General features: G+C 43.2%; 23 protein-coding genes. 9 read left to right on the top strand and 14 right to left on the bottom strand.

Annotated elements, in window-relative coordinates:
- Window positions 1–36 precede the first annotated feature (36 nt).
- The 6 genes from AC6H1S_RS10410 to AC6H1S_RS10385 form a co-directional block, all read right to left on the bottom strand.
- The gene (locus AC6H1S_RS10410) at window positions 37–459 is read right to left on the bottom strand and encodes a c-type cytochrome (RefSeq protein WP_497563553.1); all 423 of its coding nucleotides are present in this window, start codon (window positions 457–459) and stop codon (window positions 37–39) included.
- A 1-nt stretch (window position 460) separates the two neighbouring features.
- Window positions 461–1,114 (bottom strand): SCO family protein, encoded by a 654-nt coding sequence (locus AC6H1S_RS10405; RefSeq protein WP_199139333.1) that lies wholly within the window; start codon window positions 1,112–1,114, stop codon window positions 461–463.
- Window positions 1,115–1,184: 70 nt separating this feature from the next.
- The gene (locus AC6H1S_RS10400) at window positions 1,185–2,165 is read right to left on the bottom strand and encodes a transporter family protein (RefSeq protein ID WP_497563552.1); all 981 of its coding nucleotides are present in this window, start codon (window positions 2,163–2,165) and stop codon (window positions 1,185–1,187) included.
- The gene (locus AC6H1S_RS10395; protein WP_497563551.1) at window positions 2,155–3,186 is read right to left on the bottom strand and encodes a cytochrome-c peroxidase; all 1,032 of its coding nucleotides are present in this window, start codon (window positions 3,184–3,186) and stop codon (window positions 2,155–2,157) included. Before AC6H1S_RS10395 ends, AC6H1S_RS10400 begins: the two co-directional genes overlap by 11 nt.
- 3 nt (window positions 3,187–3,189) lie before the next feature.
- Entirely contained in the window at window positions 3,190–3,963 is a 774-nt protein-coding gene (locus AC6H1S_RS10390) for an MbnP family protein (protein WP_497563550.1), read from the bottom strand.
- Window positions 3,964–4,099: 136 nt separating this feature from the next.
- Entirely contained in the window at window positions 4,100–4,477 is a 378-nt protein-coding gene (locus tag AC6H1S_RS10385; RefSeq protein ID WP_199139329.1) for a hypothetical protein, read from the bottom strand.
- A gap of 167 nt (window positions 4,478–4,644) precedes the next feature.
- Between AC6H1S_RS10385 and AC6H1S_RS10380 the strand changes: the two genes are divergently transcribed.
- The 3 genes from AC6H1S_RS10380 to AC6H1S_RS10370 all read left to right on the top strand — a co-directional run bounded on the left by AC6H1S_RS10380 (window position 4,645) and on the right by AC6H1S_RS10370 (window position 8,394).
- A complete protein-coding gene (locus AC6H1S_RS10380; RefSeq protein ID WP_497563549.1) occupies window positions 4,645–6,639 on the top strand; it encodes a beta-mannosidase in 1,995 nt (664 codons plus the stop codon).
- 214 nt (window positions 6,640–6,853) lie between these two features.
- Window positions 6,854–7,213, top strand: a complete 360-nt coding sequence (locus tag AC6H1S_RS10375) for a hypothetical protein (protein ID WP_497563548.1) — start codon at window positions 6,854–6,856, stop codon at window positions 7,211–7,213.
- A gap of 11 nt (window positions 7,214–7,224) precedes the next feature.
- On the top strand, window positions 7,225–8,394 hold the full coding sequence (locus tag AC6H1S_RS10370) for a hypothetical protein (protein WP_497563547.1): 1,170 nt from the start codon (window positions 7,225–7,227) through the stop codon (window positions 8,392–8,394).
- Window positions 8,395–9,208: 814 nt separating this feature from the next.
- Here the strand turns inward: AC6H1S_RS10370 and AC6H1S_RS10365 are convergent.
- Entirely contained in the window at window positions 9,209–10,942 is a 1,734-nt protein-coding gene (locus tag AC6H1S_RS10365; protein ID WP_497563546.1) for a phospho-sugar mutase, read from the bottom strand.
- 176 nt (window positions 10,943–11,118) lie between these two features.
- On the opposite strand from AC6H1S_RS10365, the gene AC6H1S_RS10360 reads away from it, so the two are divergent.
- Window positions 11,119–12,432 (top strand): aspartate kinase, encoded by a 1,314-nt coding sequence (locus AC6H1S_RS10360; protein WP_497563545.1) that lies wholly within the window; start codon window positions 11,119–11,121, stop codon window positions 12,430–12,432.
- A gap of 14 nt (window positions 12,433–12,446) precedes the next feature.
- Here AC6H1S_RS10360 and AC6H1S_RS10355 read toward each other — a convergent pair whose 3' ends face one another.
- Entirely contained in the window at window positions 12,447–12,614 is a 168-nt protein-coding gene (locus AC6H1S_RS10355; protein WP_199140878.1) for a hypothetical protein, read from the bottom strand.
- 5 nt (window positions 12,615–12,619) lie between these two features.
- Here AC6H1S_RS10355 and lysA point away from each other — a divergent pair, with 5 nt between their 5' ends.
- The gene (gene lysA / locus AC6H1S_RS10350) at window positions 12,620–13,786 is read left to right on the top strand and encodes a diaminopimelate decarboxylase (RefSeq protein WP_497566027.1); all 1,167 of its coding nucleotides are present in this window, start codon (window positions 12,620–12,622) and stop codon (window positions 13,784–13,786) included.
- Between the two features lie 87 nt (window positions 13,787–13,873).
- Here the strand turns inward: lysA and AC6H1S_RS10345 are convergent, their stop codons facing one another.
- From AC6H1S_RS10345 to AC6H1S_RS10325, 5 genes are all read right to left on the bottom strand, one after another.
- Window positions 13,874–14,086, bottom strand: a complete 213-nt coding sequence (locus tag AC6H1S_RS10345) for a hypothetical protein (protein WP_199140880.1) — start codon at window positions 14,084–14,086, stop codon at window positions 13,874–13,876.
- Window positions 14,087–14,139: 53 nt separating this feature from the next.
- Window positions 14,140–14,490, bottom strand: coding sequence for a DUF1801 domain-containing protein (locus AC6H1S_RS10340; protein ID WP_199140881.1), 351 nt, complete (start codon window positions 14,488–14,490; stop codon window positions 14,140–14,142).
- 73 nt (window positions 14,491–14,563) lie between these two features.
- Entirely contained in the window at window positions 14,564–14,944 is a 381-nt protein-coding gene (locus tag AC6H1S_RS10335) for an SRPBCC domain-containing protein (RefSeq protein WP_199140882.1), read from the bottom strand.
- Window positions 14,931–17,609, bottom strand: a complete 2,679-nt coding sequence (locus AC6H1S_RS10330) for a DUF3857 domain-containing protein (protein WP_497563544.1) — start codon at window positions 17,607–17,609, stop codon at window positions 14,931–14,933. The genes AC6H1S_RS10335 and AC6H1S_RS10330 overlap by 14 nt, the downstream gene beginning before the upstream one ends.
- A gap of 24 nt (window positions 17,610–17,633) precedes the next feature.
- The gene (locus AC6H1S_RS10325; RefSeq protein WP_497563543.1) at window positions 17,634–18,824 is read right to left on the bottom strand and encodes an acyl-CoA dehydrogenase family protein; all 1,191 of its coding nucleotides are present in this window, start codon (window positions 18,822–18,824) and stop codon (window positions 17,634–17,636) included.
- Window positions 18,825–18,951: 127 nt separating this feature from the next.
- On the opposite strand from AC6H1S_RS10325, the gene folB reads away from it, so the two are divergent.
- Together folB and AC6H1S_RS10315 are read left to right on the top strand one after the other, a co-directional pair.
- A complete protein-coding gene (folB, locus tag AC6H1S_RS10320; protein ID WP_497563542.1) occupies window positions 18,952–19,317 on the top strand; it encodes a dihydroneopterin aldolase in 366 nt (121 codons plus the stop codon).
- A gap of 1 nt (window position 19,318) precedes the next feature.
- Window positions 19,319–20,719 carry an FAD-binding oxidoreductase gene (locus AC6H1S_RS10315; RefSeq protein WP_497563541.1) on the top strand — a complete coding sequence of 467 codons (1,401 nt, stop codon included), beginning with the start codon at window positions 19,319–19,321 and terminating at the stop codon, window positions 20,717–20,719.
- Between the two features lie 88 nt (window positions 20,720–20,807).
- On the opposite strand, the gene AC6H1S_RS10310 is transcribed toward AC6H1S_RS10315, so the two are convergent.
- On the bottom strand, window positions 20,808–21,296 hold the full coding sequence (locus AC6H1S_RS10310; protein WP_497563540.1) for an acyl-CoA thioesterase: 489 nt from the start codon (window positions 21,294–21,296) through the stop codon (window positions 20,808–20,810).
- 75 nt (window positions 21,297–21,371) lie between these two features.
- On the opposite strand from AC6H1S_RS10310, the gene AC6H1S_RS10305 reads away from it, so the two are divergent.
- Both AC6H1S_RS10305 and AC6H1S_RS10300 read left to right on the top strand, forming a co-directional pair.
- Complete coding sequence (locus tag AC6H1S_RS10305; protein WP_199140888.1) at window positions 21,372–21,806, top strand: Hsp20/alpha crystallin family protein; 435 nt, start codon at window positions 21,372–21,374, stop codon at window positions 21,804–21,806.
- Window positions 21,807–22,141: 335 nt separating this feature from the next.
- Window positions 22,142–23,455: a nicotinamide mononucleotide adenylyltransferase gene (locus tag AC6H1S_RS10300; protein ID WP_497563539.1), complete on the top strand. Its 1,314-nt coding sequence runs from the start codon at window positions 22,142–22,144 to the stop codon at window positions 23,453–23,455.
- Window positions 23,456–23,770 lie beyond the last annotated feature (315 nt).

Raw genomic sequence — 23,770 nt, 5'->3', positions numbered from 1 at the left:
AACACTTGCTAAGCTTTTAAAACTTAGCAAGTATGATTATTTACAGTTCTGCAGGTCGGCGGTAACCTTTTGGTAATCGTACATGCCTTGGTTGTTGCCAAACGAGTTGGTAATGTAAACTATCACCTGAGCCAAATCGATATCGTGCAAGTTCGGAAAATCGGGCATTTTGCCTTGGTAAGCTTTGCCGTTGATGGTCATAGCTTCGTTGGTGCCGTTTTTGATGATACAGGCCAGTTTAGCCTTGTTTTGTTTTAAAAACACGGTATCGGTTAATGGTGGCGCCAGTTGGCCCAAACCCTCGCCGTTTTCGCCATGGCAGTTTTGGCAATAGGTTTTATACAGATCCTTGCCGTTGGACATATACTTGGCTTTTTCTATTTCGCTGGCATCTTGGCAGGAATAAACGATAGCGACTACAGTAAGCCAGAAAACGGTAAATAGAATGGTTTTACGCATGTTATTCTTTTTCGGCCAATAAAGTAGCAATGTCTTTTTTCAGCTTTTCTACCTCTTCGGTTTTCGTGCCGTCGTAAGCGCCACGCATGCGTTTGTGCTTGTCGACCAATACCAGCCAACCTTGGTGGATGTAGCCGTCTTTGGCTGTGCTGTCTTCTTGTACGGCTACCAGGTAATTATGTTCGGCCAGGTGATAGATTTCGTCTTTGCTGCCATAAACAAAAGTCCATTTTTGGGTATTTACACCCAGTTTTTCGGCATATTTTTTCAATACGGAAGGTTTATCGTATTTAAAATCAATGGTATGCGACAAGAAAGCCACTTCGGGATTGTCTTTGTAGGCCTCGTAAACTGTTTTAAGGTTACGGTGCATGGTTGGGCAAATGGTAGTGCACGAGGTAAAGAAGAAATCGGCCACATAAATTTTATCCTTAAACTGGTCTTGCGTAATGACTACACTGTCCTGGTTAAGCAATTTGAAATCAGGAATGGTTTGGTATACGGTATCTATGCTTTCGTGGCCATCTTTGTCCTTGATCACCTTTGCTTCCCGCTGACCATAAAAAGGCAATTTCTTATTGTTGTTGCAGGCGGCTAAGCCAAAGGCAAGTGCTATAGAAAAACCTGCAATGGCGATGTTTTTAAATTTGATCATGATGATTAAAATTTAGTTTACAAACATACGCTAAACGTGTAAGATGTTCAGCGTATGCCTGACGATTTGTTTAAGATTTTAATAAATAATACAATTGGTTGATGTTATAGGTAATGCCCAAGTAAATCTTGGCTGCGCTTTGTGGATGGTCGGTTTTGGCCTGCCACATATTGGTTTGCATGCCCAGGTTCAACGCAATATTTTTGTAGTACAGGTCGGCGCCGATGCCGCCCATCAGGTTGTTCATTTCGTGCTCTCCGGTTTTGATTCCCTTATAGGTTTCGCCGGCCGAATTTTCGTAGAAGAACTGTACCGATGGCATAACCTGCCAGTTTTTGCTCAACTTTTGGGTGTAAAAGAAGTTGAGAAAAGTAGTACTGCTATTGGCAATTCCTTCGCGTTCGCTGTTTTCTCCATTTATTTTGTACGAAGTATTCAGGCTCATGCCGAATTTTTTGAAGCCCAACAGGTAATTGGCGTAAATAAAGCCATCGGTACTGCCGGTTCCGGGTTGCATCAGGGCCGAATAACGGATACCGTCTAAGGTCTTGATGTTGTTTTTCCCGGTAGGCAACTTGAGGCCTGCACCTACAATTAAACGCTGGTTAAGCACAGGCTGATCCAGTTTTCTGATCAGGTGATAACCCGCATACAGGTTGATGTCGCCCATGCCCGAAATGGAAGAAGTATAGCCGTTATAGCGCTCGCTGTTCGAATTGTAGGGAATGATGGCATTTAATTCGATACGTTTGTGCAAAAAATAACGGCCTCGCAGTTCCATGGTGCGGTATGCTTCATAATCTTCCGGATTGTTGTTGTGACCGGTTAACGGTTGACTTCTGTCGTCTTTCGGTATAAAGAAACTGCTTCCCCGTGGAAAAAACTGATGGCTTTGGCCTCGATAACCGTTAAATGAACGGTAGCGGTACAGCAAGCCAAAACTGCTCTGGTTATCGTAAGGCGTTAGCCCCATAAAGCAGCCGCAGATATCGCAGGCAAAAGCACTGGTGCTGCTCAGACATAAGGCGAGAAGCAGAAATTTACTCCTCACTAAAGATTTTATTTTTGATGAATTCATCGTCGCTTAGTGTTTTTAGAAAAGAAATGATTTGTTGTTTTTGCGTAACCGACAGGGCTATACCCGTTTTGAGCAAAGGATCTAAGTTTGGCGCCCGTTGTATGCCACTGTTATAGTGTTCCAAAACCTTTTCTAGGGTGTTGAAACGGCCATCGTGCATGTAAGGCGCTGATAACTCGATGTTTCTCAAGGTTGGAACCCTGAATTTGCCTTTGTCGCTCTCCAATCCGATAATAATTTTACGCCCTTCGTCGGCACCGTTTATATCCAGGCCATTGCTTCGGTAGCTGAGGTCGGTAAACAAGGGCTCTTGATGGCAACTGGCGCATTTAGCCTTAAATAGCTCGTAACCCTGTTGCTCGTCGGCTGTAAAGGCATATTGTTGCGGATTGCGCATGATTTTGTCGTACTTGCTGTTGGCCGATACCATTGTTGCCGTAAATTGAGCAAGGGCTCTTAACAGGTTTTGCGAAGTGATAGAATTTTGCCCAAAAGCATCGGTAAAAAGCTGTGGATAAGGGTTGGTTCCCTTCAAAAAGCTCACAATGGTATTCAGGTCGGTTGCCATTTCGCAGGCATCGGTAATGGCGTTTACAGGTACAATTTCGAGATTTTTGGCACCGCCATCCCAGAAAAATTCTTTTTGCCAAGCCAAGTTGAACAACACCGGTGCATTGCGTTTGCCTAAACAATTGTTAACGCCATGGCTTACATTATGGTCAAGCTGGGCAAAAGCCGCAAACTGCTGATGGCAACTCCCGCACGATACGCTTTTATCGGCCGAGAGCCTGACATCGTAAAACAGCTTTTTGCCCAATGCAAACGCTTTATTGCTTAATGGGTTACCCTCAAAGTTGTAGGTTGGCGAAGGGAAATTGGCCGGCTTTACAAAAACGATTGGTTCTTCTGCCGGCTTGCTGGCTTCCCGTTTGCTGCAGGCATAAAGCAGCACCAAACCCGCCAGCAGGCCAAGATATATTTTAATATGCTTCATAGCCTAATTATGGATATGGTCTAACTGAAATAGGCCATCTGCATAATTATCGGCTACAATAACCGAGTTGGCACCACCCATGGTAAAGTTCAGGTTGCCGAATTTGATGTTTTGTTTGCCGGTAAATAAACTGGCCACATTAACTTTAAAATGGAGCTGTGGTTTTTTGTCTGCCCTGATCCTCAGCGGATTGGCTGCGCTAAACGAGGTGCTGAACGTTCTGATGGTGTTATTCGGGTCCACAATGCCTCCAATGTGGAAAGTAAGGCTTTTATTGGTTGCGGTCGATTGTGGCGAAGTGCCCTCAAACTTAACGAAGATATAGCCGCTGTTCCAGGTCCAGAACATGCCTAGTGCCGGATCTAGGGCGCCGGTTTGCGCACCAGCCAGGTTTCTTTCCTTGTCTACGCCGATGAGGAAGGAAATTTTGGTATAATCGCCGACAGGGACGTTGTTAAGGCTGTTGAGCAGGCTTGCGGGTTTAGAAGCATCAACCAGCATATAGCTTTCGGGTGCACTGTAAACCGAGCCGTCGGCTTTGGTCAGTTTGATATTGCTGACGTAATATTTGAATACCGACACATTAAAGCTGTCGCCATTGGCATTGGTGTAGTTTTGGGTTTCCAATACAAGCGGATTGCCGTTTACGACGTTGTCGAACTCGAGGGTAAAAGCGCCTTTTTCGTCAGCTGGCGTAACGGTTTCGTTTTTTTTGCAAGAAGTCAATACAAGGGTAAAAAGCGCAACAAATGCGATGGATATATTTTTGATATTCATTTTTTAAAAGTTAATAAGGTTAAGGCATGAAATGCCCATCAATTGAGTTGTAAAATCAATAGGTAGCATGGGCTGGTTGCATAGCAAAGCCATCTCGCCAAAACGGGCGACTGCAATTAGCCAGAAAATGATGGGATTAGCCCAACTGGGGCGGATGGAAGATGGATACAGCCGTTTGAATAGGCTTTTTCTGCAAATAGTTAGGTACGGCCGTGGCCAAACGAACTTCTACAACCGGCGCTAAAAAAGCAACGGTTTCTGGAGCCAGGCTTTCGATCATCCTTTTTAGGGTTTCCTGATCCTGCTTGTTCTTTTGCTCCAGTTCTTTCAATTTAATGTCCATAAAACACTTACCTTCACAATGCAGTTCGGGCTTGTCTTTGTTGGTACATAAAACGGAGGAAATGTAGGCCTTGTTAAAGGCATAAGAAGTGGCCAACAGCCAATAGTTGAAGCAGTTGGTGCTTATACCAACGACTAAAAAAATTGCGATGAGTTTTCTGTAGCCAGCCATTGGGCGCAAAAGTAGGAATTAATTCGTTGCTAAGCCATAAAAAAATGGATGTTTTTGAGGTGGTTTGCAATACATGTATTTGGGTTCCCGTCCGGCCATCAAACCTTAGGCCATCTAGTAGTTTAACCTTTGTCATAAATCTCCAGAATTTTGCCATCTTTAAGGCTATGAAAAACAAGTACACCCAATTTGCTTTGATGTTGCTCCTTGCGTTTTTTGTTTGCAGGGCAGATGCACAGGTAATTGTCCAAAAACTCAATGCCAACTGGCAGTTTCAGGAGCAGGACGAGGCCAAATGGTACCCGGCAAAGGTTCCGGGCGAAGTGCATACCGATTTGTTGCGCAACCAGCTCATTCCCGATCCCTTTTATCGTGACAATGAGAAAAAGGTGCAATGGATAGAGCGAGAAAATTGGGATTACAAAAGCAGTTTTGGGGTTGAAGCGCGGGTTTTCGGTCAAAAGCAGGTCGAGTTGGTTTTTGATGGCTTAGATACCTATGCTGATGTATATTTAAACGGAAAACTTATTTTGCAGGCCGATAACATGTTCCGCCAATGGCGTATAGACGTTAAAAAATGGCTCAAGGCTAAAGATAATCAACTGCGCATTAGGTTTTATTCGGCCCAGAACAAAGTCGATTCGATGGCCAAAGCCGATTTGCCTTTTGTTATTCCAGACAATCCGCGGGCCTATGTGCGCAAGGCCCAATTTCATTTTGGCTGGGACTGGGGTCCGAAGCTGACCGGTTGTGGCATTTGGAAAGAAGTTCGCCTGGAGGCCTATAACCAAAAACCTGCCGAAAAGCCTTTTGTGGCCCCGGTTCAGGTAGAATTGGTCCAAAAACCTGATGACAAAGGCAGTTCATTTTATTTTAGCATCAACGGAAAGCCAACTTACATGAAAGGGGCCAACTATATTCCCTCGGATGCCTTTGTAACGCGGATGAAAAAATCTGATTATCGGAAAATGTTATTGATGGCCAAAGATGCCCATATGAACATGTTGCGCGTTTGGGGAGGTGGCATTTACGAATCAGACGATTTTTATAACCTCTGCGATTCGCTGGGCATTTACGTTTGGCAGGATTTTATGTTTGCGGGTACTATGGTGCCGGGCGACAAGCATTTTATCGATAATGTGCGGGAAGAGGTGAAATATCAGGTAAAGCGGCTGAGGCATCATAAAAGTATTGTGGTATGGTGTGGCAACAACGAAATTGACGAAGCTTTTAACCGTTGGGGTTGGCAAAGCCAGTTCAGGCTACGGCCAAAAGATTCGGTTAAGCTTTGGCAGGATTATACCCAGTTATTCAGAGACAGCATTCCGAAATGGATTAAGGAAGCGGGCGATGCAAGACCTTATGTCAGTACCTCGCCAAAATATGGGTGGGGTGTTAAAACCAGCATTACCGAAGGCGACAGCCATTATTGGGGCACTTGGTGGGGTGGCGAAGATTTTGAAGTGTTTGAAAATAAAACCGGCCGTTTTGTTAGCGAATACGGCATGCAGGCCATGCCCAACTATTCAAGTATCCTGGCCTTTACGCAATCGCAAGACAGGTATTTGGCTTCCGATGTGATGCAAAGCCACCAAAAGGCGGGAAATGGCTATCAAAAATTGAATGGCTACCTCAAAAATTACATGATCGATGAAAGTCGGATTGGCAAACTGTCGGTGGAGGACTATACCTACCTGACCCAATGCGTGCAGTATTATGGCTTTAAAAACATGATTTTGATCCACCGGAGCAAAGAACCTTATAACATGGGTACTTTGCTGTGGCAATTGAACGATTGCTGGCCAGTAGCCAGTTGGAGTATTACCGATTACTACCACCGTGCGCCCAAAGCGGCCTGGTATGCCGTAAAAGAGGCTTATCGCGACGATGTGAGACCAGCCAGAGATACCGTTAGGCCTAAAGATTTAAAATTGAGCGATCCACAAATCACGTATCGGGTTAAGGGCAACCAGATCGTGCTAAGAGCCAAGGCCTTTGCCAAATATGTTTTTGTAGATATAGCAGGCTATACAGGCAAATTGAGCGATAACTATTTCGATTTGGAACCTGGTAAAGAAAAGGTCATCACCTTCGACGCGAAGGATTTGGTTGGTCAAAAGCCTGTTGTAAAGATCAAATCGCTTTGGGAAGTAGTGAGGTAATTTGTCAATCCTCCTCATCGCGGTCCTGAACACCAACACAGGGTCTGTCTCGATTGAGATCCACATTGACTATTAATATGATTATAAAAGATTGCCCGAATGCCAACTCATGCACAATATATTTGTCTATATTTAAATATAAATTTAAGCGATGCGGTTCACTCTTCTCATGGTATGCTGTTTGTTTTGTTTGGCAAGTTTCGGACAAACAAAATTGATTTCTTTTAAAAGTCACAGTGGCAACAGCCGAAATTTTAGAACTACAGTTGAAAAGGATCTTTTTGATATTGGGAGGTCTAATTTTGGAATTGTAGAAAGAAACATCAATAAGATAGATACTGTTGTAAAGAAGAATAATAAGCTGATTGTTTTTAAAAGCGAAACCAAAGAAGTAAACGGAAGGGTGTGGCGGACCGCTTTTAAAAAAGATACCTTAAGCCTGTCGAAAACTTTTTTGGAGATAAAGAGCATCGATTCGCTAAAAAATGCATTAAAGAAGAAATACGTTGGCTACCTGGTCAATAACCTACAATTTATAGATCTTGACAAAGAGAATAAGCTAAACAAAAAGTAGGGCAAGGGGATATGAATGCTTTTAAAAAAGGCTTTACAGAGATATTGGCTTTGTTTTCTTTACTGGCATTTGTTTTTATTCCCTTAACTTTTAACGGTAAGGATTTTCAGTTCCGCCTTACACTGTTTTTATTTCAAAAGCCTGTAGAACTTATACAGGAACAGCTATTCGCAAATGGAATCAGAAATATAGATTTTTCTTCTGATACGATAGGGCTTAATCTTTTATTGCTCTTGCTTTTTTTGCTGGCAATAATTGTAGTTGTTGGGCAAAAGCTGCTAAAAATAAAAACTTCTGTTTTTGTACGCCTATTTTATGCTTGCTCGCCTTACTACATAGGCCTTGTTTTATTGAAATACGGAATTGATAAAGTGCTGTTGCAACAATTTTCTACACCAGAAGCCAACATCCTTTACACGCCTTTTGGCAATTTAGACAAGGATATTTTGTTATGGAGTACCTTTGGCACTTCTAAATTTTATAACGTTGCCATAGGATTTGTTGAAGTTTTTGTAGCCCTGCTTTTATTTTTTAGAAGCACCAGGCTTGTTGGCTTCTACATGTCGCTTGCTTTATTTTTAAATATCTGCATCATTAATTTTGGTTTTGACATATCGGTTAAAACCTTTTCGTTGTTTTTGCTTTTGGTAATTACGATTAATATTTCACCATCGCTTAAACAGGTATATGCCTTTTTTGTAAGGCAGCAATTCGTTCAGCTCAAATCAGATCAGGAGGCTTTAAAACTACCTAATCATCACTTTGTCAAGCCTGTTTTATTGTTGTGCATTGGCTGGTATATCCTATCGCCCATAGCATGGGCTTTTAACAGTAGCACTCAACTAAGCCCTTTTAACGGAGCCTATGAGGTAATTAACAAAACAGGAGAGAGGAACAGGTTTAAAAAGGTTTTCTTTCATAAAAACAATTACATCATCTTTCAGGCTGAAAACGATACAATGATAGACTATCATTATCAACTCGATACTGCTTCTAAATCGCTGGTGTTGCAAGACTACCACAATAATCAGGTTAATGTTGGCTATTCAGCTGACGAAAAAGCCCACCTCATTCTTCGATTTAAGGATTGTGACCAAGAATTTGTGCTTAACCCAATTAATTGGCAAACTTTGCCAGCGTTAAAAGACGGTATCCACTATACGATTGACGAAATTAAATAAGGGCTTATCTTTTTTTGTTTTGCAAATTTATTGGTGCCGGAATCGAGGCAATTGCAGTTGTTTTTGTAGGTTCTTTTAAACCTGCATGTATGAACCGTTAAAGTTTACTTTTCAAGCACACGGACTTTTTGTGGTTTTTATCTCCTTTTTTCGTAGGCATCATCAATTTCTTTAGAGCGCTGGTCAGGTTCAGTCCACGCTTCACACTCAGATTAGACGGTAATGGCAAGATAAGAAAGCTCAACAAAATTTACCATAACAAAATCATTATTGGAATAGGTGGTTTGTCTTGCTGCTCCACAAAAATGTAATAAAAATACATTTTATGGCTATATCGCCTTCAGGTTCTCTGCCAATGGCAACAGTGAGGTCCAAAACAATCCAATTGTTTTGGATTTTCTTAGCCAAGAATAAACCAGTTGCCTTTTTGTAAGCTTTGATGAAGAAAAGGCCTTTGTTTAAGGTTTGGATTTCTTCATCGTAAGCTTTCTTGTTAAAGGTTTTAAGGTGCAAATTGCCTCTAATTGCCCTTTATGGCAGTAAGGTAAAGGGGAAAAGCGTTGGCTGTTTCAAGGGGTAATTGATAAGAAGAGGCATTTAGGAAGATTGCTAAATAAGAAAATAATGTAATTGCATATTGTTAGTGAAGAATACCAACAATAGCGTTAAAGATGGCTTTACTCAATTACCCTAAATTATATCGGACCATTGGTGATGATTACAAAAAAGGTTGGCATAAAGACCAACCTTGAGATAGTTTTAAAGAAAAATGCCGGGTCGGTGTCCGGTATGATGTTTCTATAGGACTTTTATTTTACGCCTGCAGATCCTCCATAATGGTTTTGATCTTGGCATTGAGTTTTTCTTCCGTGGCTTTAAATTCTGCCTTATTGGCCAAGGGCTCATTTACGCTGCAGTAGAACTTGATTTTAGGCTCAGTGCCACTCGGACGGGCCGAAATAATGCTGCCGTCGGCAGTAATGAACTGCAATACATCCGATTTAGGGAAACCTAATTCCTTGCTCGATCCGGCCTTAATGTCGGTTTCCTTGTTCAGTTCATAGTCTTTGAGGGTTACTACGTCAGAACCACCCAATTTGGCAGGCGGGTTGTTCCTGAATTTCTCCATCATGGCCTTGATTTCTTCGGCTCCGGTTTTGCCTTTTTTGGTGATTGATACCAAATCTTCCTTGTACATACCATAAGTAACATACATATCGATCATAGCTTGGTATAAGCTGCTGCCTTTGTCTTTGTAAAAAGCAGTCATTTCGGCAATAAAAGCACAAGAAACCACCGCATCCTTATCCCTTACCAAATCGCCCACCAAATAGCCATAGCTTTCTTCGCCACCGGCGATAAACGTTTTTTGGCCTTCTAAGCTGGTCATTACCTGGCCAATCCATTTAAATCCGGTTAAGGTGTTGAAATACTCTACGTTTTTGGCATCGCAAATGGCTTTAATCAGGCTGGTGGTTACAATCGTACTCACTACATATTCCTTGCCCGTTAACTTGCCTTTTTCCTGCCAAGCGGTTAAGATGTAGTTGATGAGCAAGCTTCCCGTTTGGTTGCCGTTAAGCAATACAAATTCGCCATCGTTGTTTTTTACGGCAATACCCACGCGGTCGGCATCAGGGTCGGTAGCCAATACCAGGTCGGCATCAATTTCAGCCGCTTTTTTCAGGGCTAACGTCAAGGCCTCCTTTTCTTCGGGATTAGGATAAACCACGGTAGGGAAGTTGCCGTCGGGCTTGCTCTGCTCTTCTACAATGGTTACATTGGTAAAGCCAAACTGCGCCAAGGCTTTGGGTACCAGGGTAATCCCCGTTCCGTGGATGGGAGAATATACGATTTTAAGGTCGTGCTCACGCTGAATAGCATCTGGCGAAACCGAAAGCGCGGTGATTTTATCTAAGTAAAGCTGATCGATGGCTTCACCAATCAGTTCGATATTGCTGTCTATACGTTCAAATTTTACTTCGTCAATGTTTTGGATGGCGGCTACTTCGGCCATCACCATTTTATCGTCGGGCGAAGTAAACTGGCCACCGTCGTTGCCATAAGCCTTATAACCGTTATACTCTTTCGGGTTGTGCGAGGCCGTGAGCATTACACCGCTTTTGCAGCCTAAGTGACGAATGGCAAAAGAAAGCTCAGGCGTTGGCCTCAAAGCTTCGAAAAAATAAACATGGATGCCGTTTGCCGAAAACACATCGGCTGTAATTTGGGCAAAGTAGTCAGAGTTGTTGCGGCTGTCGTGTGCAATGGCTACACTGATTTTCTCGTCCGGATATTTTTTGTTCAGGTAATTGGAAAGCCCTTGGGTGGCTGTTCCTATGGTGTACTTGTTGATCCGGTTAGAGCCTGGTCCCATGATTCCACGCAGGCCTCCGGTGCCAAATTCGAGGCTTTTGTAAAAAGAGTCGGTCAGTTCGGTAAAAGCTTCGCTATCAAGCAACGATTGGATGTTATCCTTGGTGGCCTGGTCGTAATTGCCCTTAAGCCATTGATTAATAGTGTTTAATGTAGATTGTTCTAGTTGCATACACAAATCTGGTTGATGTTTGATATAAGACAAAACAAAATTAAAATTGTTCGTTCTGGGTTAAAACGCTTCATAGTCAGAATTTTATTTTGTGAGTTTAGCGGAAATTAGCCGTCTTTTCTTTAATTTCACGCCCCGTTACAATATTAAGAAAAATACCTATTCTAAAAATTAAAATGAAAATATTAAAATTCGGAGGCACGTCTGTTGGAAGCCCTGAGCGCATGAAAAAACTGTTGGATATCATCAATCCGGCAGAGGAGCAAATCGTCGTATTATCAGCCATGTCTGGTACTACCAATAGTTTGGTTGAAATTTCAGGAAAGCTGCTCAAGGGTGATAAGAAGGAGGCCATCGAATTAATCAACAGCCTGCACCAAAAATACAACGAAGTGGTGGAAGAGCTTTTGCCGGCAGGCGATTTTAGGGAGCAGGGACAGGAAGTAGTCGATTATCATTTCAATTTCCTGACCGGTTTGTCCAACGATCTGTTTACCCATATCGAAGACAAAGTGGTATTGGCGCAAGGCGAGTTGTTGTCGACCACCTTGTACCACATCTATTTAAAATCCATCGGCGTGCCATCGGTTTTGTTGCCGGCACTCGATTTTATGAAAATAGACGAAGACAACGAACCCGATATTCCGTTTACCACCGCCCATTTAGCCCCGTTGCTAGAGAAACATAAAGGCAATCAGCTTTTCATTACCCAAGGCTTTATTTGTCGCAATAGTTTTGGCGAGGTAGACAACCTGCGCCGTGGTGGCAGCGACTATACCGCCTCTTTGCTGGGTGCCGCCATTATGGCCGAAGAAGTGCAGATCTGGACCGACATTGACGGCATGCACAACAACGATCCCCGTATTGTAAAAGGTACCAAGCCCATTTCGCATCTGTCGTTTGACGAGGCGGCCGAGCTGGCTTATTTCGGTGCCAAAATCCTGCATCCGCAATCGGTTTTTCCGGCACAGAAATACAAAATTCCGGTTCGTTTGCTCAATACCATGGAGCCTAAGGCTGCGGGAACGGTGATCAGTACCGAAAGCGAAAAAGGAAAAATCAAGTCTATCGCCGCTAAAGATGGCATTACGGCCATCAAGATCCAGTCGAGCCGCATGTTGTTGGCTTATGGTTTCTTGAGAAGGATTTTCGAAATCTTCGAGCGCTTTAAAACCCCGATTGATATGATTACCACCTCTGAGGTAGCCGTATCGTTGACCATTGATTTTACGGACAACCTGGATGAAATTGTAAAAGAACTGAATTCTTTTGGCAGCGTAGAGATTGATAAAGACCAAACCATCGTTTGTGTAGTGGGCGATTTTGGTGCAGAGAAACACGGCTATGCGGCCAAGGTGCTGGATTCGATCAAGCATATTCCGGTAAGGATGATCTCTTACGGTGGCAGCGCCTATAACATTTCGTTGCTGGTAGGGACCGAAAACAAAACCGAAGCTTTAAGAAGCCTGCACGACCGTATTTTCGAATAATCGATGCCGATGCCTTACTTGAAGAAATAATAAACAAAAATAATAAACAACAAAAGCAGGATAGAAAGCCTGACCCTTCTTTCAAATTCGCGTCGTGTGATGTTTTTTACCCGATAATCGAGGTAATTGATGGCATATATGCCGGCTAAGAAGATGAGGAATACTGTGAATAGAAATTTCAACGATGATGTTTTCCGATAAAGATAGAGCACATTTTTCTAATTTAGAAACGCCGTTTTATTATTACGACCTTAATTTGCTGCAAAGCACTTTAACGGCCTGTGCAACAGCGGCCAGCGCTTATCGGTTTCATGTGCACTATGCCATGAAAGCCAATTTTAATCCTAAGGTCTTAGCCAAAATCAAAGATGCGGGCTTTGGCGCCGATTGCGTGAGCGGAGGCGAGGTGAAAAAAGCCATCGAAGTGGGCTTTGCCAAAGAAAAGGTAGTGTTTGCAGGCGTGGGCAAATCAGACAGGGAAATTAACGATGCCCTTGACCTAGATATTTTTTGCTTCAATGTCGAATCGATCCAGGAACTGCAGGTCATTAACGAGCTGGCCGAAAAGAAGCAGAAAAAAGCCAAGGTGGCTATCCGTATCAATCCCAATGTAGACGCGCATACGCATGCCAACATTACAACCGGGTTGGACGAGAACAAATTCGGCATCAATTCGTGGGATATGCCGGCCTGTGCCAATATCCTGAATATTTCGGCCAATTTAGAGTTTGTGGGAATCCATTTTCATATCGGCTCGCAGATTACCAATTTAGATGTTTATAAAAACCTTTGTACACGCGTAAACGAATTTGCTGCCTGGTTTGAAGACCATGGCTTTAAAGTGAGCATACTTAACGTGGGTGGGGGGTTAGGTATCGATTATTATTATCCTGATCAACAAATTCCCGATTTTGAGGCTTATTTTAAGATTTTTGCTGATTTCTTGGAAGTAAAACCTTACCAAGAAGTACACTTTGAACTGGGTAGGGCATTGGTAGGACAAAGTGCTTCGCTCGTTTCGAGAGTGTTGTATGTGAAGAATGGCAAAAAGAAAAATTTTATCGTGCTGGATGCCGGCATGACCGAGCTGATGCGACCGGCTTTATATCAAGCCTATCACAAAATAGAGAATATATCACAAGCTAAAATCGAAAATCAGCCGGCTAAAATCAAATACGATGTAGTTGGACCAATTTGCGAAAGCACCGATTGCTTTGGCAAAGAAGTAGAATTGCCAGAAAGCTTCAGGAATGACTTGATTGCCATTAGGAGTGCTGGTGCCTATGGCGAAGTAATGGCATCGCATTATAACCTGCGCGAAACCATAGCTACGGTTACCAACGAAGACTTGTAAGCAAATACACTTGCGAAGTTTTAAAACTTCGCAAGTGCATTTCAATAAATTTCGAAATCAAGTAGGCTCGTTCTACACCTTCTACCTTTACTTCTTCTTTGATCCTACAAAAACAACGACGCCTGCAATCAGTACAATGCCGCCTACATAAGGAGGCCAGTTTACGGTTTTTTGTTTGTCGGCCGAAACCTGAATTGGGCCAGCGTCTATCACTTTTTCTTTTTTGGTATAGGTGAAACCTGTCCACGCCAGCATGATAATACCTATGATCATTAAAATAACTCCAATTGTTCTTCCCATAATGTAATTAGCTTAATTAATTAGCTATAGAACAGTTGGAAGCCGTTAAGGTTTTATTTATTACGAATGGCGATGGCCTGGGTTAGGATATCGCTGATGTATTGCATGGGCAGGTCTGCGTTAGGGTCAATAGGCAGGATTTTGATTTTGCTCCTGTTTTCTTGGATCAGTGCGGGATGGCTCATCAGGCTGCCATCCATAAAACCAAGGTAAGGTTGCCCGGTTTTTTTGTCTATCCGGGTATAACAAAACATTTTGCCTTTGTAGTAAAAGAAGGGAAAATTGAATTTCCATTCTTTGGTAATCTGCCGATCGTGACCAGCGATGACGTCTCTGAGCGCGAGCAGGCAGCTTCTCAGCGGTTCATCCTTACTGAGGTAGTATTTGTCGAGCTTGCTGATCATGGTCAATGGTTGGAGTCTAACAGCGGCAGGCTATAGTAAATAGCTAACCGCTAAAATCACTTTCGAGACCAAGCTATTCATTTTCGAAAAAATCGGCAAGCCCGCCTAGGAAATATTCTTGAATGCCTTCGGTAAAATCCTCAAAATCCTCATCTGGAATGTTGGTTTGCCTAAACTCCAACGATGTTCCCTTGCCATCGGGATGCAATTTGATGGTTACGATAGAAGGTTCTCCATCGCCAAAATACCATTGCTGTACAATTTTCTTGTTGGGTTCAAACTCCAGGTTTTTGCCTACGATATCGCCATCCCAAAAAGAAAACTCGGTGTTCGGCTCTTCTGTAAATTCTACTTCGGCACCAGTCCATAGCTGGATGCTCTGTGCTTTGGTCAAGGCCAAATAAACCTCGTCTGGCGGTGCAGGCAGAGGTTGGTATTTTTTAAAGTCTTTCATTGTTTTCTTGTTGTGTTTGTTCGTTCGCTTTTGGTATGCTTTGTCCCTCTGGGTTGGCCATTGGCACATTAATATTACGCGAAAGATCCATAATTAGTGCGTTGCGCCATTCGGAGGCTGGGTAAGTAAATACAAAAGTCTGTTTTACCCTGCTCGATTTGATAAAATAGGCAATCCAGAGCGCCGACATGATCAGCTGAAAAACAAGCGTTCTGATGTTTTTAAATACGTCGTAATCCAAAGTTGTTTTGGCATTCAGCATTGCAATTAAAATCACATCGATGAAAATAACCACCAAATAAACCGTTCTGTAAATAATAAAATAGCTAGGAAATGACTTCATGCGTTTAAAGAACATAATCAGCATAAAAATGCTAAATACGAAAGCAAATACATTCATGATGCATTCGAAAATATTGGTCGCTTTATATAGCAGAGCTCCACTGCCGTTCAGGCTTTTGGCGATATCCCATGTGCTTTGGTCGAAAGTTCCTGAACTGAATATGGCAAAAAGCAACCCTATTGGTCCAGAAACCATACCTATGGCCAACAAAACCAGCCATCCCCCGATAGGCAAGGCGTTTTTGATTTCTTCCAGCTGATAGGTTCCCTTTCTGTAATACAAAAACAGGCCAAGTAAGGTAGCCAGAATCAAGGTAAAAAGGCCTATTGCTACCATTAGGCCATTAACGTCGGCATTATCTGCGCTTGTAGCGCCACCGTTCCAATACAAACTATAGCTGCTGTTGTTGATGATGCTCGTACGGTCCTTGATGTATTGTTGGATAGCCGTTGCGGGAATCTCTTCGGCCAGGTTGCTGTAGTCGTAATCGAAAGTGAGTGTATCGCCTTCATGCCTGATATCGTATTTAAAACTGTAGTAAGGCTGGCTGATGTCTCCCTTTTCGTCGTCCAGTTTCCATTTGTCAGGCAAAATCACTTTTAAAGTCTGATGGACATTTAAAGGATATTTGAGCGCCATTGGAAAATTTCTGCTCCTGTTTAGTTTTCTCAACTCGCCCGATATCAAGTCGCCATAGAAATTGGCATTGAATTTTGTGGGTGTTTCTGGGTCTTTCTGCCAAAAATTCTCTATCTCATACTTTTCGACCAGCTTAACGACATTATTTTTCTCATCGTCGATGATTTCCATGTTTTTAACCGATACAATGCCTGGATAGAATTTGGCATAGTACGCCGCAAAGTTTTTTTCCAACTCGTCGGCACCTGAGGAACTGATTTCGCTCCGGATATCGTCGGCACAATTGGCTGTGTAAGTTGTTCTGATTTCGAACTCAGACTTGCTGCCGTCTAAAGTATCCGCCAGTTTAATGGTCGACTGCGAATTGATTTTTCCTTTGGGATTGCTTTTAACCAACTCGAGCCTGTCGTTGCCCGGTTTTACCACCAGTACATTGGCCGTATAAGGAAAGTAAATGTCTTTAATTGGTCCACGCTGCTCGGAAATGGTAGGATCTATCCAAATTTTCCGCCCTTCAAATTCAACCACAACTATGGCATGGTTAAATGCACCAGGTGTAGGCAACAGGTTTTTAGTTTTTTCTTTGAGGTAGGTGCTCAAATAAACGGGGTAAGCCGTAATGCCATTTGATTTGAGCAGGTTGATCAATAAAATGGATTTGTCTTTGCAATCGCCATAGCGTTGCTTTAGTACTTTTTCAGGCGAATTGGGCCGATGCGAATATTCGCCCATCTCTATTCCCATATACCTTACCTGATCTTGCACAAACCTGGTAGCTAACTCTAAATAAGTTGTCGCATTGCCTTTTGCTGCTTCTTTGAGCTCTTTGACCTTGCTGTTGAAAGCAGGCGCAGCGCTGAGGTCGTAGGCATTGATTTGCAGGGCCCAATCCACAATGTCTTTCCAGCTTTTGTATTCACTTACCTGCACGCGACCCAAAGGGTCATACCACGTTGGCTCAAAATCCTGTGTTTGGAAGGTATTGGTGAGCTGGCCTTGCCATTCGTATACTTTTAAATCGCCTTTGGTTTTCGTTTTTAATGCAGGTACCTTATTGTAGTCCCTGAACTGGAGTGCCCGATCTTTGTGTGCGATGAGGTTGGTATAAATGTTCACAATTTTGCTGCCACCCTCAAAATAGAAATGATTGTAATAATTATTGCCAAAAACAGGGTTCTCTCCCTTTAAGGTATAGGCATATTCGATGCGATCGCCTTTTCTTACATCGTCTAAAATAAGATAGGCATTAAAAGTGCCGCTATAAATAAATCTCGAAAGCTCCTTTTCGTTTTGAATAACCTTGAAAGCACTGGCTTTGAGCTTATCGATGGGCTGGTTATTGCGCCAAACGATTACTTTATGGAAAGTGAGTTGCTGGTAGGAGGGGTCGTAGGTTACACTGATTTCGGAACCGTTTTGTGCACCATTATCAGCAGCAATTTCCCTCATTAGGTGGGTATACTGTTGCTTGGTTTCTATATTTTGCTGCAACTCGTACAACGACAGGTAATAGCCGCCCTGAATATCCCTACTGGCCAGTTTTTGGTCAGAAACGGTTATTTTCTCGAGCCATTCGGGTTCTTTTTTATCAACAGAAAAGCCTTGCCGTTGGGCAAAGCTAGTTAGGTTTATAAATATTAATAGGGCTGCAAGTAAGACTTTTCGAGGCGTAATATTTAGCATTAGTTGTTAAAGGTAGGTGGTTTTTTATTTAAAGGCGTTTAATCCGGTTACGTCCATACCGGTAATGAGTAGGTGTACATCGTGCGTACCTTCGTAGGTGACCACCGATTCGAGGTTCATCATGTGGCGCATAATCGAGTATTCGCCGGTAATGCCCATGCCACCCAACATCTGGCGTGCGTTGCGGGCGATATCCAAGGCAATTTCCACGCTGTTGCGTTTGGCCATCGAAATTTGTTCGGCACTGGCCCTGTTTTCGCTTTTCAACATGCCCAATCGCCATACCAGCAATTGGCCTTTGGTAATTTCGGTAATCATTTCGGCCAGTTTCTTTTGTTGCAACTGAAAGCCTCCAATGGGCTTGCCGAACTGGATACGCTCTTTCGAATAACGCAGCGCAGTGTCATAACAGTCCATAGCGGCGCCCAAGGCACCCCAAGCAATGCCGTAACGGGCCTGGTTGAGACAACCTAACGGACCTTTCAATCCCTTAATATCTGGAAACACGTTTTCTTTGGGAACCTTCACGTTGTCGAATACCAATTCGCCGGTAGCCGATGCCCTTAGGCTCCACTTGCCATGGGTTTCTGGCGTGGTAAAGCCTTCCATGCCGCGTTCCAAAATCATGCCTCTTATTTTGCCTTCCTCGTCTTTGGCCCAAACCACGGCAATATCGGCAAAAGGCGCATTGGAAATCCACATTTTGGCGCCGTTCAGTACAAAATGGTCGCCTTTGTCTTTGATGTTGCTCACCATGCCGCCGGGGTTAGAGCCAAAATCAGGCTCGGTTAAGCCAAAACAGCCCATCAGTTCGCCCGTGGCCAATTTGGGGAGGTATTTTTTGCGTTGTTCTTCTGTGCCGTAAGCATAAATAGGGTACATCACCAAAGAGCCCTGCACCGAAGCTGTTGAACGGATGCCCGAGTCGCCACGTTCAATTTCCTGCATAATGATTCCGTAGGCCGTGTAATCAAGTCCGGCGCCACCATACTCAACCGGAATGGTCGGGCCAAAGGCGCCAATTTCGCCAAGTCCTTTGATCAGGTGTTTGGGAAATTCGGCACGTTGTGCAAAATCCTCGATAATAGGGCTCACTTCTTTCTTTACCCAATCTCTTACCGTTGAACGGATTAGCAGGTGTTCTTCAGATAAAAGTTCGTCCAATTGGTAATAATCTGGTGCTTCGTAAAGGTCTTTTTTGGCTGATTTGTTCATGCTTTACACTATATTTGGTTATACGATGTGATGAAACCAAAGGTAATAATTTAAAGAATTGAGTAGTTAAAACCGTTCAAAAAATTAATTTTGCCCAGTATTTGTTGCTTTAAATCGTTTAAACCTCATGTTTGTACAGACCGTAGCCTTAAGAGACGTCAAATTTTATGCTTTTCACGGGTTCTATCCCGAAGAACAGCTCATCGGAAACCACTTTTTGGTAGATGTTGAGGCTACATTTGTTCCGCAGGAAGGCCATACGGAAGACCTGTCCAATACCGTAAATTACGAAGTAATAAATACCATAGTTGGGTACGAAATGCAGCGTACCCAAAAACTGCTGGAAACGGTAGTCAAAAATATCATAGCCACTTTGATCGAAACCTATCCGTTTGTGCAAACCTTAACGGTGGGCATCAGAAAGCTGCACCCGCCCATGCCTGGCGAAATAGGCCATTCGTTTGTTCAGTTAAGTTATACTTCGCCCCAATAAAATGCAATACACTCCAATTACCAGTTCAATTTTAGCCGCTATTGAAGAAGCTGTTGGCGCAGCTAATGTTTTTGTGGATCAAGAATCGCTGCAGCACTATGCGCACGACGAAACCGAAGATCTTCGCTATTTTCCGGAAGTAGTGGTTAAACCCAAAGATACGGCCAGTATTTCGGCTTTGCTTAAGCTGTGCAACGAAAACCATGTTCCGGTTACGCCAAGAGGCGGAGGTACCGGATTAAGTGGTGGCGCCTTGCCGGTTTACGGAGGCGTTTTGCTGTCGATGGAGCGTTTCAATTCGATTATAGCCATTGATATGGAAAACCTGCAGGCCACGGTTGAGCCTGGGGTAATTACCGAGGTGTTTATGAACGCCGTTGCTGAAAAAGGCCTGTTGTATCCCGTTGATCCGAGCAGCAAAGGCTCTTGCTTTATTGGAGGCAATGTAGCACATGGTTCTGGCGGACCAAGGGTGGTGAAATACGGAACCATTAGGGAATATATCCTTAACCTGGAAGTGGTATTGGCCAATGGCGATGTGATTTGGACGGGTGCCAATACGCTTAAATATGCCTCAGGCTATAACCTTACCCAATTGATGATCGGCTCTGAAGGCACGTTGGGGGTGGTTACCAAGATTGTAACCAAATTAATTCCGGCCAGTACCCAAAGTGTGCTTATGTTGGGTTCTTTTGCCACCAACGAATCGGCCTGTGCCGCGGTTTCGGCTATTTTTAGGGCCGGCATTACACCATCGGCTTTAGAGTTTATGGAACGCAAGGGCGTGGAGTGGGTTATTCAGTTTGACGACATCAAGTTTGATCTTCAAGATGGAGCGAATGCCTTTTTGATGATCGAGTTTGACGGCGATGATTTGGATACGATATTCAAGGATTGCGAAAAGGTAAACCTGGTGCTCGAAGAACACGGCTGTACCGAAGTGCTCTTTGCCGATACTGCTCAGCAAAAAGAAGATTTATGGCGCATGCGCAGAACCATGGCCGAGTCTGTGAAGTCTAATTCGGTTTATAAAGAGGAAGATACGGTGGTGCCAAGGGCAGCTTTGCCTCAATTGATCAATGGCATTAAGGAAATTGGAGGCAAATATGGTTTTGAGAGCGTTTGTTATGGACATGCTGGCGATGGTAACCTGCACATCAATATCATAAAAGCCGGTATGAGCGATGAAGACTGGAAATACAAGCTCAAAGACGGAATTGTAGAAATATTCGAACTGACTACGGCCTTGGGAGGCACTATTTCGGGCGAGCATGGCATTGGTTTGGTACAAAAAGACTATATGCCCATTAAGTACAGCGAAATCCATTTGAACCTGATGCGCAATATCAAAAAGGTTTTTGATCCGAACGGAATTTTAAATCCTGGTAAAATGACGCCTTGATTCGGTTTTCAGTTGTCAGTTTCCGGTTTCCAGTTGACGGGTGACTAGTCCTCCAGTCAGCTAATGAACCAGTGACGCCAATGGACAATTATACCGAGAGCTGTTCAAATTCAATCATTTTGCTTCTTTCTTTGTCTGGTATGGCGGTAGGGCTTTTGGTGGCATAGTCAAAGGTTACGCATACCGTTTTGCCTTTGCTACACAGGATTTCCTTTCCATTTACGGTTTTAACAATCAGGTATTCGAGATCGAAGCTCTTGTTGCCTATTCTTGAAGTGCGTACATACATGCTCACTTTGTCTTCCAGGAAAATAGGGGCAATATAGTCTATCGAAGCCTGACCTATCACCACACCGGTGCTTTGCCAATCCCAGTTAATTGCATGTTTCCAGTATTTGGTGCGTCCAATTTCCATATAAGTAAAATAGATGGCATTGTTGACATGGCCCATCACATCGAGGTCGGCAAAACGAAGCTCGAGGTTCGTTTTGTACTTGAAACTGTCGAGATTACCGAATGTTTCTGACTTTTTGTCTTGTTGTTTTTCTTTTTTGTGCCAAAATGTCTTAAAAAACATAAATATAAGGTTTGGAATAGGGTTTGAATAAGGACAGTTATAATTTGAAATACAAAATAAACGGAGGAATATAAAATGACTTTAGTAAAATTCAACAACAAAACCAGAAACACCGCACCTTATTTTAACAATGTATTCGACTCTTTGTTTAACGATGCCTTAAATAAAAACTATGGCGTAAACAAGGTGCCTCATGTAAACATTTATGAAGGTGCCAACGAATACAAAATCGAATTGGCGGCTCCAGGCTTGAGCAAGGAAGATTTTAAAATCGATTTGAAAAAAGACAACCTTTCGGTTTGGGTAGAGAAAAAGACCGAAAATACCGACGTGCAAAAAGATTTCACCCGTAAAGAATTTGAATATACCTCATTTGCAAGGTCGTTCGTGTTGCCAGAAGGCGTTGATGCCGACCAGATTACAGCAACTTATGTGGATGGCATCTTAACCATCACCATCGGTAAAAAAGACGAAGCTAAATTGGCACACAAAGAAATTGTAGTTTCATAATACAATAGTTTGATTTTGAGTTTAAGGTTGATAAGGGCACACCGGATGGTGTAGCCCTTATCTTTTTTATTGGCCTGCTCGTTTTGCCAACTTGATCTGGAGTGTTGTATAAAAAAGGTCCTTCAGCTTCGGGCTTCCGGCTATTGCTTTCAACTTTTAGTCGTTTTTCTTTCTCATGGACATCAATAAGGGTGACACCCGGACATCCTGCAAGTTGCGGCCTTAAAACTTCAGCTTTGAGCTTTATGCGCTCAGCATTCTACGTTCCTTTCCGTTCTGTGTATTTAGAACCGTTATTAGTTGATTTTCGGTATAATTTCTTATATTTTTGCAGCATGGAAAGAGAAATCCTTGATACCAAGCGTAAAGCCTTAAAAATAAACCTCAACGAACAGATTTACGGCACGTTTGCAGAGATAGGAGCCGGGCAGGAGGTGGCCCGAAACTTTTTTACGGCAGGGGCGGCTTCAGGTACCGTTGCCAAAACCATGTCGGCCTACGACATGACTTTTAGCGATGCCATTTATGGGGCAGAGCCATCCGGGCGCTATGTGAGCCAAAACAGGCTGCAACGCATGCTCGATCATGAATTTGGCTTGTTGAACGAACGCCTTTCTGGCGAAAAATATGAAAGCCGTACCTTCTTTGCTTTCGCCAATACCGTTACTACCCTCAATTTTAAGCGTACAAACGAACCCCATGGCTGGATAGGAATACGTTTTCAAACCGAACCTGGAGGCTTGCCCAACGAAATCTTTTTCCACGTGCGCCTGCTCGATACCGATGTGAATATGCAGCAACGCGTATTGGGCATTATTGGCGTAAACCTGGTTTATGCGGCGTTTTATCACTTTGAAGACCCTAAGCTGATGATCGAATCGTTGGCAGACAACCTTACGGTCGGATCGGTAGAAATTGATCTGATTTCGGTAAAAGGACCTGCTTTTGGCGAGGTGAACAATATTTTGCTCAACCTGTACCTGATCATGAAGGATTTTTCGGCTGCTGCGATTTTCGATGCCGAAGGACATCCCCGCCAGGCCAAAGACCTGCTTTATAAAAAAGATATTATGATTTTGCGGACCAAATACGGTCAAAAGTCCAACCCCAACTTTAATCTTTTTAACAAAGCTACCGAACAGTTTATCCGTACCAACGATGTGGAGTCGGGCAATTTGAGCGTGCTGATCGAAGTGCTGCTCACCAATGTACTGACCGACGAGCAGGAAACGCCCGACGATATCGACCTGGAAGCCGTAGCCAAAAGGGCCGAAGACATGTGCAATACCGGTAACCTGGTTATTGTGTCTAATTTTACCCGTCATAACAGGTTAGCCAAGTACCTGGATCGTTGCCGACCAAAAAGCGTGGGGATTTCGACCAATATCAACAACCTTAAATTCGTATTCAACTCGACCAATTTTGGCGAGAACTACTCTAGTCAATTATTGGCTTATGTAAGCGACATGTTTACCAAGAACGTAAAGCTTTTTGCCTATCCATTTATGGACAAAAAAAGCAATACGGTAATTACCACGTGCAACATGCCCGTAACACCAGAAGCCAAGCCTCTATTCGATTTCCTGTTGGTTAACGGCTATATCACCGATATCAAAGACTACAGCGAAGAAGATGTGAAAACAGCTTAGAAGATAACATCGCGTACCTGAAATCAAGCATACATAGGCCACAGATTACCCAATTAACGTCGGGCAGGCCCAATCCGTCCATCTTTTTGGCCAAGTCCATCACACTACGCAAATCGCTGTACGCACTTCGATGAATATAAGTTACAGATTAAAAATCCTGTTGCTCGCTTAAACTATATTAAGCCATAGATTAACAGATTTATTTGGTGGGAATGGATACGCCTAGCCCAATTACCCTTGGGCCGGTCTAATCTGTGGCTCATCACACTACGCAAATCGCTATACGCACTATTATAAAATATAAGTTACCAATCG

This window comes from Pedobacter sp. TM02, from assembly GCF_059705275.1.
Note: the sequence above shows the minus strand (reverse complement) of the source record. Positions and strands in the feature narration are given on the sequence as shown.